Annotated in this window: 11 protein-coding genes; 7 read left to right on the forward strand and 4 right to left on the reverse strand. The window is 65.3% G+C overall.

Translation table 11 applies throughout. The annotated features are described in order from the left end of the window. Positions 1 to 843 (forward strand): amidase (locus VFW69_RS19940; protein ID WP_526503789.1); only part of this gene is annotated, 843 nt, incomplete at its 5' end. Positions 844 to 1,013: 170 nt separating this feature from the next. On the opposite strand, the gene VFW69_RS19945 is transcribed toward VFW69_RS19940, so the two are convergent. Continuing rightward, positions 1,014 to 1,433, reverse strand: coding sequence for a MarR family winged helix-turn-helix transcriptional regulator (locus VFW69_RS19945; RefSeq protein WP_526503791.1), 420 nt, complete (start codon positions 1,431 to 1,433; stop codon positions 1,014 to 1,016). 122 nt (positions 1,434 to 1,555) lie between these two features. Here VFW69_RS19945 and VFW69_RS19950 point away from each other — a divergent pair, with 122 nt between their 5' ends. Then, entirely contained in the window at positions 1,556 to 1,969 is a 414-nt protein-coding gene (locus VFW69_RS19950) for a ChaB family protein (RefSeq protein ID WP_526503793.1), read from the forward strand. Positions 1,970 to 2,188: 219 nt separating this feature from the next. Here the strand turns inward: VFW69_RS19950 and VFW69_RS19955 are convergent, their stop codons facing one another. After that, on the reverse strand, positions 2,189 to 3,022 hold the full coding sequence (locus VFW69_RS19955; RefSeq protein WP_526503795.1) for an SDR family oxidoreductase: 834 nt from the start codon (positions 3,020 to 3,022) through the stop codon (positions 2,189 to 2,191). 557 nt (positions 3,023 to 3,579) lie between these two features. Here VFW69_RS19955 and VFW69_RS19960 point away from each other — a divergent pair. Together VFW69_RS19960 and VFW69_RS19965 are read left to right on the forward strand one after the other, a co-directional pair. Next, a complete protein-coding gene (locus VFW69_RS19960; RefSeq protein ID WP_526503797.1) occupies positions 3,580 to 4,128 on the forward strand; it encodes a DUF1942 domain-containing protein in 549 nt (182 codons plus the stop codon). A gap of 96 nt (positions 4,129 to 4,224) precedes the next feature. Next, a complete protein-coding gene (locus VFW69_RS19965; RefSeq protein ID WP_526503799.1) occupies positions 4,225 to 5,163 on the forward strand; it encodes a lysophospholipid acyltransferase family protein in 939 nt (312 codons plus the stop codon). Between the two features lie 20 nt (positions 5,164 to 5,183). Here VFW69_RS19965 and VFW69_RS19970 read toward each other — a convergent pair whose 3' ends face one another. Both VFW69_RS19970 and mbp1 read right to left on the reverse strand, forming a co-directional pair. Then, on the reverse strand, positions 5,184 to 5,945 hold the full coding sequence (locus VFW69_RS19970) for a winged helix-turn-helix domain-containing protein (protein ID WP_526503801.1): 762 nt from the start codon (positions 5,943 to 5,945) through the stop codon (positions 5,184 to 5,186). Between the two features lie 201 nt (positions 5,946 to 6,146). Continuing rightward, positions 6,147 to 6,386 carry a microaggregate-binding protein 1 gene (gene mbp1, locus VFW69_RS19975; RefSeq protein WP_499999008.1) on the reverse strand — a complete coding sequence of 80 codons (240 nt, stop codon included), beginning with the start codon at positions 6,384 to 6,386 and terminating at the stop codon, positions 6,147 to 6,149. 342 nt (positions 6,387 to 6,728) lie between these two features. Here mbp1 and pyrH point away from each other — a divergent pair, with 342 nt between their 5' ends. From pyrH to VFW69_RS19990, 3 genes are all read left to right on the forward strand, one after another. Continuing rightward, complete coding sequence (gene pyrH / locus VFW69_RS19980) at positions 6,729 to 7,562, forward strand: UMP kinase (protein ID WP_526503804.1); 834 nt, start codon at positions 6,729 to 6,731, stop codon at positions 7,560 to 7,562. Positions 7,563 to 7,627: 65 nt separating this feature from the next. Continuing rightward, positions 7,628 to 8,185, forward strand: coding sequence for a ribosome recycling factor (gene frr / locus VFW69_RS19985; RefSeq protein WP_526503806.1), 558 nt, complete (start codon positions 7,628 to 7,630; stop codon positions 8,183 to 8,185). Between the two features lie 32 nt (positions 8,186 to 8,217). Beyond that, positions 8,218 to 8,753, forward strand: a 536-nt coding sequence (locus tag VFW69_RS19990; protein ID WP_526503808.1) for a phosphatidate cytidylyltransferase, incomplete at its 3' end; no start/stop codon positions are given.

Raw genomic sequence — 8,753 nt, forward strand, 5'->3', positions numbered from 1 at the left:
TTGGTCGGACTCAAACCGTCGCGCGGTCGGCTGCCTCTGGACGCGACGCTGCGCCGGATGCCGGTCGGTGTCGTCGTCAACGGCGTAGTAACCCGTTCGGTCCGTGACACCGCGGCCTTCTACCGCGAGGCCGAGCGGATCTGGCGTAACCCTAAGCTGGCACCGGTCGGGGACGTCACCGCGCCCGGCCGGCAGCGGTTGCGGATCGCGGTGCTGACCCGTTCGGTACAGCGCGAGTGCAGTCCGCAGATGCGGGAACTGACGTTGAAGTCCGCGGGCCTGCTCGAGGAACTGGGCCACCGTGTCGAACATGTCGACGAGCCCCCGGTCGCGGTCAGTTTCGCCGACGACTTCGTGATGTATTGGGGATTTTTGGCGCTGGCCCAGGTACGCGGGGGGCGGCACCTGTTCGGCGAGACATTCGATCGCAGCAAGCTGGACAGCCTGACGCTGGGTCTTCTTCGCCACACCAGCCGCAACATTCACCGTCTCCCGATGGCGATCGTGCGGCTGCGCCGGGCACGCCGACGCACCGCACAGTTCTTCCGTACCTACGACGCAGTACTCACACCGACCCTCGCCGACGAGACGCCCCGCATCGGATTCCTGGCCCCCACCGATTACCAGCAGGTCATCAGCCGGCTGATCGACTGGGTCTCGTTTACCCCGCTGCACAACGTCACCGGCGAACCCGCGATCTCGCTGCCGCTGGGTCAGTCCGCCCACGGCATGCCGGTGGGCATGATGCTGTCGGCCGATATGGGGCAGGAATCGCTGCTGCTCGGGTTGGCCTATGAGCTCGAAGAGGCGCAGCCGTGGGCGCGCATCCACGCCGCCGGCTGATCAGACCTGATGGCGCGACCCGCTTGGGTCGGCTGGCCCGATGGCGGCGACCCGCTTCGCCCGGCTTCGCCGCGCTCGCCCGGCTTCGCCTCGCCCGGCTTCGCCGCGCTCGCCCGGCTTCGCCTCGCCCGGCTTCGCCGCGCCCGCCGCGGCCGCGCTCGCGATCGCCGCTAGTCCGAGCCGAGCTTCTCGAGCATTCTCTTGAACTCACGCTGCTGAGTATCGGTGAGTCTGGCCAAGATGCGGGCGTCGGCGCCACGGACCGCTCCTTCGGCGCGCTTGAGCAGGGCGCGCCCCTGGCCGGTCAGATTCGCCGGGAGCGCCCGCCCCGAGGACACCGACGACGGCCGCGCCACGGCGCCGACCTCTTCCAGCTTGCGCAGCACCGTGTTCATCGCCTGCGGAGTGACGTTGGTGTGGCGGGACAGCTCGGCGCTCGACATTCCCGGGAACATCGAAAGTATGCGCAGGCAAACGAATTCGGGCAGGGTCAGGCCCAGCGGACCCAACGCGGTGGCAACCGCTGGTCGCAGCACCGCCCCTACCCGATAGAGGAGGTAACCCAGCGGAGCATCGTCGGCCTGCATCATGTCAACGATATTGACATATTTCCACCGGCCCGACGCGCACATTGTCCAGACCGTGATTGTTGCCGCCCCGACGGGGTAACCGACCGATTACCCGCAGCGCTTGTGGCACACGAGGAGGTTCGATGCCGAAGACGACGAAAGGCGGCGCGGCCAAAAAGAGCGAATTGCCCAGCACATTGCAACGTTCCAGCGCCAAGGCCCAACGTACATTCGCGAAAACCCATGACGCGGCCGCCGACGAGTACGGCAGCGAGGAGCGCGCCCACCGGGTGGCGTACGCCGCTGTCAAGCACAGTTTTGAAAAGGTCGGCGATCACTGGGAGCCCAAGGACGAGAAGGGCCCATCCGATGAGCGGGCCGAGAGCGGTGGCCTGCGGCCAACCGGGCAGTCGGCCGAGGGCGTCGATGCCAACGCGAGCAAAAAGCACCTGCTCCACCTGGCCCGCCGTCTCGACATTGCCGGCCGGTCCACTATGAACAAGTCGGAGTTGGTTGACGCGATCATGAAGCACAACCGCCGGGTTCGGGGCCGCTGAAAGGGTGTCGTACCACGGCGAAACGGCTGCCAACGCGGAAGTCGCGACTCACAGCCCCGGACCCACATTCTCGCGGCCGGAGCGGTTCAGGCGCCGGGATACAAAGCCGGGCCGAAAGCGCGAAGGCCATCCCCGCCCGGAGCCCGATCGTCGACCAGTTGGGTGCGAACCGGGGCTCGTGAGCGGCCCGGCGAATTGGATGCGCTGTAACGGTTTTCGCTAGAGAATCGGTCGTCCGCCAGTCACCGCCACGCGCGCCCCAGAGATGTAACTCGCGTCATCGGAGGCCAGCAGCACGTAGATCGGGGCGAGTTCGGCGGGCTGACCGGCGCGTCCCAGCGGCACGTTGTCGCCGAAAGATTCCACGCTGTCCGGCGGCATAGTGGACGGAATAAGGCGTCCATATCGGTCCGGGACACTGTTGACCCGAATTCCTTTGTCGCCCAATAGCTGGGCTAGGCTGGCCGAAAAATTGGCGATAGCCGCCTTCGTCGCCGCATACGGCGCCAAGGTGGGATGGGGCGTATCGGAATTGACCGACGAGCTGCCGATAATCGACGAGCCGGGGCTCATGTGCGGTACGGCCGCCTTGGCGAGGTAGAAATACGCTCCGATGTTGAGCCGGAAGGTGTACTCCCACTCCTCGTCGCTGATCTCGTCGAGACTCTTGCGCATCATCTGATAGGCGGAGTTGTTGACCAGGATGTCCACGCCGCCCAGTTCCTGCACCGCCCGGTCTACGACGGCGCGGCAGTGCGCGGCGTCGGAAAGATCGCCGGGCACCAGTACGCATTTGCGGCCGGCATTGGTGACGTAACGGGCGACCTCGCGCGCGTCGTCATCCTCGTTGAGGTAAGCGATCAGCACGTCGGCGCCTTCTCGCGCGAACGCGATCGCGACCGCACGGCCGATGTCGCTGTCGCCGCCCGTAATGATCGCCTTTTTGCCCAGCAGTTTTCCCGAGCCCTGGTAACTGTTTTCACCACAATCAGGAATCGGGTCCATCTGCGCCTGTACACCGGGGACGGATTGTTGTTGCGCCGCAAAGCCCATGCGATTTCCTTTTCCGGTCATTATTTGCGATTCACAAGCCGGACGAGCCGGGCGAGCCTTCGGCTCTACCGGTCCACCGCTTTACGATTCGCGCGGCACCGGGCCCGCCGTCGGAACATGCGGGTCGTCGTCGGCCGGTGGCTCGGGATCGCGCCATTCCTCGCTACGACTGGACCTGTTGCCGCGAACCAGTACCTTCCAGTTCTTCCTTGACCGCGTCGTCCTCGCGCGAACCGTGCTTGGAGTTTCCGCGTTGCACGTGACTGCCCCCTTGCGGCTGCCTCAGATTGGCCCGCCCTGACACGCCGATTGCAAGGTAGGCCCTAGCGCTCCGATTACCCGTCAGCACCCGACCTAATCGCGGTGGCCGGCTGTGAGTAATGGTGCAGTTGTTATCCACTGATGCGAAAGATGCTGCTCAAGAATGCAACCCGATTTCCGCGGCTAACCGGCCATTGTGGGTGCAGATGTTTAAAGCGGCGACCGGCTGGCTATTTGCTGGTTATACCTCTATGCCCTTTCGGAGGGCGATTGTTCGACACGAAAGGAAATGGACAATGAAGGTTACAAAGACTGCCGTTGCGACAGCTGCCGCTGCCGGGGGAATAGCAGTGGCAACGATTTTCGCGACGCCAGCTTCTGCTGCGCCCAATATTCAGGGGTTCGGCACCAGCGAGCAACTCGTCGACGGGGCGCTGGTCACCAATTACACGGTGAGCAACCTGCAGCCCAGCAACGTCGCCATCCCCGGCTACACGCCTAAGGGCACGCTGTACCAGGCCGACGTCACCGCCAGGTCGGACGGCGGGCTGGTGACTCCGATGGTCAACGATTTCATCGCCCGCGGGCCCAACGGCCAGAACTACCGGGTGATCGACAAGGTTGGGGCTCCTAATGGGCTCAACCCGGCACCGATCGCCCAGGGCAATGAGTCGACCGGCACGCTGTACTTCGACGTGACCGGCGCGCCGCCGAACGGCGTCGTCTACAACGACGGGATGCAGGACATCCTGATGTGGACGTCGAACATGCAGGGTGGCTCGGCGCCTGGCGCGCCGAACAGCCCGGCACCGGGTGCACCGCCTGCGCCGGCGCCGCAGACCTAAACCGGTTTGTGAATTCTCCCCGCGCCACGCCGAGTGGCGCGGGGAGATTCGCACCTGGAGGAATCGTGTGCGCCGGAATCGGGTATTCGACAGGACATGAGTAACCCGGATCACAGGCCGGCGCCGGTACGCGCGCAAGCGCAGCGGCACGCCGAAGAAGCCCGCGCGGCAATGGAAGAACGACGCAGCAAACAGAGCGGCGGGCTGAGCGGCTGGGTTGCCGAGCGTGCGGCGCGATGGGACCTCTCGGGCCAGGACGAAACCGCACTGCAGCGACAGAAATATCTATGGAATGTGCTGGTGGACTACTGGTTTCGGATGGAGATCGACGGCTGGGAGAACATTCCGGATAAGCCACCGGCTCTTCTGGTGGGGATTCACTCCGGGGCCCCTTTCGTCTGGGATGCGTGGACGGTCGGCCTGCAATGGTGGCGGCGGTTCGGGCAGGAGCGTGCCCTGCACGGCACCGCTCACGATGCGTTGATGGCCATTCCCTTGTTCGGGCGGTACTTCCGGTCGATGGGAGTGCTGCCGGCCGCCCCCGACGCGATCGCCACCGCATTGGCGGAAGGGCGTGACGTGGCGCTGTGGCCCGGTGGGGAAGTGGACTCGCTGCGCCCGTGGACCGAGCGCGATCAGGCCAACCTGGCGGGACGGACCGGCTTCGTCAAGATGGCGATTCGCGCCGGCGTGCCGATCGTGCCGATCTCGACCGTCGGCGGCGCCGACGCGATGCCTGTGCTGATCCGTGGCGACCGGCTGTCGAAAACCCTGCGTCTGGACCGTATCTTGCGGCTCAAGGTATTTCCGTTGGCCGTCTCGTTGCCGTGGGGGATCGCACCGGCGGCGCTTCCGCAGCTGCCCTTGCCGGCCAAGATCAGAACCCGGTTCATGCCCGCCGTGCAACTTGACCACGATCCCGCGCGGGCGGATGACGACCAGTACGTCGACCGCAAATACCGCGAGGTGCAAGACGCCATCCAGGAAGGAATGGATGCGCTCGCGCGCAAGCGTGCATTCCCGTTGTTTGGTTGATAGCCGACGAAAGCGGTGCGCTAGGGCTCTGATGCGTCCGGGGTGCTCAGCACGCGCGCGGGCGTGGTGGCCGAGGTCCAGATCGGAGTCAGCCTCGAGTCGGCGACGAGCCATTCCGGTTGCGGTGGCGTTGCCGCCCGGTAGCCGACTCCCCGGACCGTGTCGACCATGAACTGGTGCCGGGTGCCCAGCTTGGCGCGCAGTCGCCGAATGTGCACGTCGACGGTTCGCACCTTGCCAGTGCTGTCGGGGCCCCACGCCTCTTGCATCAGCCGGGTTCGGGTGAACGCCTGACCAGCATGCTGCACAAGGAAATTCAGCAATTTGAACTCGGTGAGCGTCAAACCAAGGTCGCTGCTGTCCAGCGACGCGGTGAAACTGGCCGGATGTAACAAAAGGTCGCCGAACTTCAGGATGCCGTCGACCGCGCTGCGCCGGCGGCTGATCGCAAGGCGCAACCGGGCCTGCAACTCCTCGGCGCCGGTTCCGGGCAGCATCACGTCATCGAAATTGCCGTCGACGCCGACGGTGGCACCGTCTGCCGGTGCCACCAGGGCCACCAGTGCGGTACCGGGGTTGTCGGTCGTCAGTCGGTGGCTGACGACCTGAGCCATCGCCATATTGCTGCGCGCATCAATGATTGCGATGTCGGCCATGGCGCACTGCCCGTCGATGTCGTCCGTCAGGGTAGTGCGGCGCATCGGCTGCGCAAACGTCGCCAACAAAGGTAGGGCCGATTCGAAGTCGTCCTCATCGGTGAGCACCACCACGTCCAACGGCATCTCCAAACCTCTCGACGTCCTGGCTTCCCCCCCGGTCCGTAGGCACCTCTCGGAGATGTCTTACAGCGCTAGGCGCGGGTACCCCCGCCAGCTGAAAACTATGCAAAGCTATGCAACCTCAAGGTCAGTACTGGCCGGTCCGGCTCAGAAAGCGATGGGCCCGGCCCGTTTACACGGACCAGGCCCATCGTTTGCAACGTGCTACTGGTTGTCTTTCTGGCGCTCCTCAGCCGCCTTGGCGCCGCCGCGCGCGGCTTCCGCTTCGGCTTCCTTCTTCGCCGCGTCGCGCTGCGCTTCGGCCTTGTCTTGCTGCGCCTGGCCCTCGCGGGTGAGGTCATCACGACCGGCCACCGCGCCTACGGCCTCCTTGGCCTTCCCTTTGACGTCCTCGACGACGCCTTTCACAGCTTCGGCAGGTCCCGACTTGTTTTCTTCGGCCATAAAAATGCTTCCTCCTCGTTGGCGTACTGTGAGCGATCCAATGCTCTACGGCGATCGCGAGCGATCGGCCCATACGGCGAGGCCGGTCCTCTTTGCTTAAGACCGCATCGTTCTGCCGCGTAGATCCGGATTCCCACGCGAACCGTGGCTCAAACGCGAGCCCGAAGAAAGCCCATAGGTGCCGGGGTATTCCGGTACCGGGAGACTCGAAAATTAATCCGGCGCGCCAACTGTGCGCATAATGCACCCCGTCGAGGCCGCATTGTGCTGCGATGAGGCAGGATGTGAAATGCCGTTCCGGATGGAGATCGCCCGGGATGGCACTCTCATGCGAGGAGTCTGATGACGGAGTCCAGGGAGCCCCAAGTCGCCGGCTCGGCGGCTCCGAGACCGGAGGCGGCAACCCCCAGCAACGGCGTATCGACGTCAGCACCGGAAACTGGACTGGCATCTGGCCAGCCGCTGAGCCGGGCCAGGTATTCGCGGGTGTTGCTCAAGCTCGGCGGGGAGATGTTCGGCGGCGGCCAGGTCGGCCTGGATCCCGATGTCGTGGCGCGGGTGGCGCGACAGATCGCCGAGGTGGTTCGCGGCGGTGTCCAGGTCGCCGTCGTTATTGGCGGTGGCAACTTCTTTCGGGGTGCGCAGCTTCAGCAGCGCGGCATGGAACGCACCCGTTCGGACTACATGGGCATGTTGGGCACCGTCATGAATAGCCTGGCGCTGCAAGACTTCCTGGAGCAGGAAGGCATTGTCACCCGGGTCCAGACCGCGATCACCATGGGCCAGGTCGCCGAGCCCTATCTACCCCTGCGCGCGGTACGCCACCTGGAGAAGGGGCGGGTGGTGATCTTCGGAGCCGGCATGGGACTGCCGTACTTCTCCACCGACACCACGGCCGCCCAGCGTGCCCTGGAGATCGGCGCCGAGGTGGTCCTGATGGCCAAGGCCGTCGACGGCGTGTTCGACGCGGATCCGCGGCAGCATCCCGATGCCGAATTGATCGCCGCGATCAGTCATCGTGAGGTCATCGACCGCGGGCTGCGAGTGGCCGATGCAACCGCGTTCAGCCTGTGCATGGACAATGGCATGCCGATCCTGGTGTTCAACCTGCTGACCAATGGCAATATCGCGCGAGCGGTCGCTGGTGAGAGGATCGGGACTCTGGTCACCACCTGAACTGAAGACGCGATGACTTGCGCGTGCGAGGATGCGCAGCGCAGCAATGAGGAGGAGCGGCGCACATGATCGACGAGGCTCTCTTCGACGCGGAAGAGAAAATGGAAAAGGCTGTCGCGGTCGCCCGCGACGACTTGTCGACCATCCGGACCGGGCGCGCCAACCCGGGCATGTTCTCGCGGATCGTGATTGACTACTACGGCGCTGCCACACCCATCACGCAACTGGCCAGCATCAACGTGCCCGAAGCGCGCCTCGTCGTCATCAAGCCCTACGAAGCCAGCCAGGTGGGCGCGATCGAGACGGCGATTCGCAACTCCGACCTCGGTGTCAACCCCACCAACGATGGCACCCTGATCCGGGTGGCAGTGCCGCAGCTCACCGAGGAACGCCGCCGAGAGCTGGTCAAACAGGCCAAGGGCAAGGGGGAGGACGCCAAGGTCTCGGTGCGCAACATCCGCCGCAAGGCGATGGAGGAGCTGCACCGCATCCGCAAGGACGGCGAGGCCGGAGAGGACGACGTCGGCCGGGCCGAAAAGGACCTGGACAAGACCACCCACCAGTACGTCACCCAGATCGAAGAGCTGGTCAAGCACAAAGAAGGCGAACTGCTGGAGGTCTGACGACCGCTCAGCAGCTAAGTTAATCCACGCCAGTGGCTACTCCAGAACCCGGCGCAGGCGACCCGCCCGACAATCCGGCGCCCGCCGCCGAGGAAACGATCCAGCAGCCGGCCAAGAAGACATCTCGGGCCGGACGCGACCTGCGCGCCGCCATCGCGGTGGGGGCCGGCATCGGCGGCGTTCTGGTCGTGACGCTCGTGTTCGCGCCGCGCTTCTGGGTTCCCATCGTCGCCCTGGCCATCGTCGTGGCCACCCACGAAGTCGTTCGGCGCTTGCGCGAAGCCGGCTACGTCATCCCCGTCATCCCGCTGCTGGCCGGGGGCCAGCTCACCGTCTGGTTGACCTGGCCGTTCCACGCCGCGGGCGCACTGGCCGGCTTCGGCGTCACCGTGGTGGTCTGCAACATGTGGCGGCTGTTCATGCAGGACAACAGCAAACGGCCCGAGCCGTTCGACGGCTCGCCGTCGGCTAACTACCTGAGGGACGCCTCGGCCACCGTGTTCCTGGCCGCGTGGGTGCCGCTGGTCGCGTCCTTCGGCGTCCTGCGGGTCTACCCGCACGACGGGGC

The sequence above is a fragment of the Mycobacterium sp. genome (genome assembly GCF_036273375.1).
In the GTDB taxonomy this organism is placed as follows: domain Bacteria; phylum Actinomycetota; class Actinomycetes; order Mycobacteriales; family Mycobacteriaceae; genus Mycobacterium.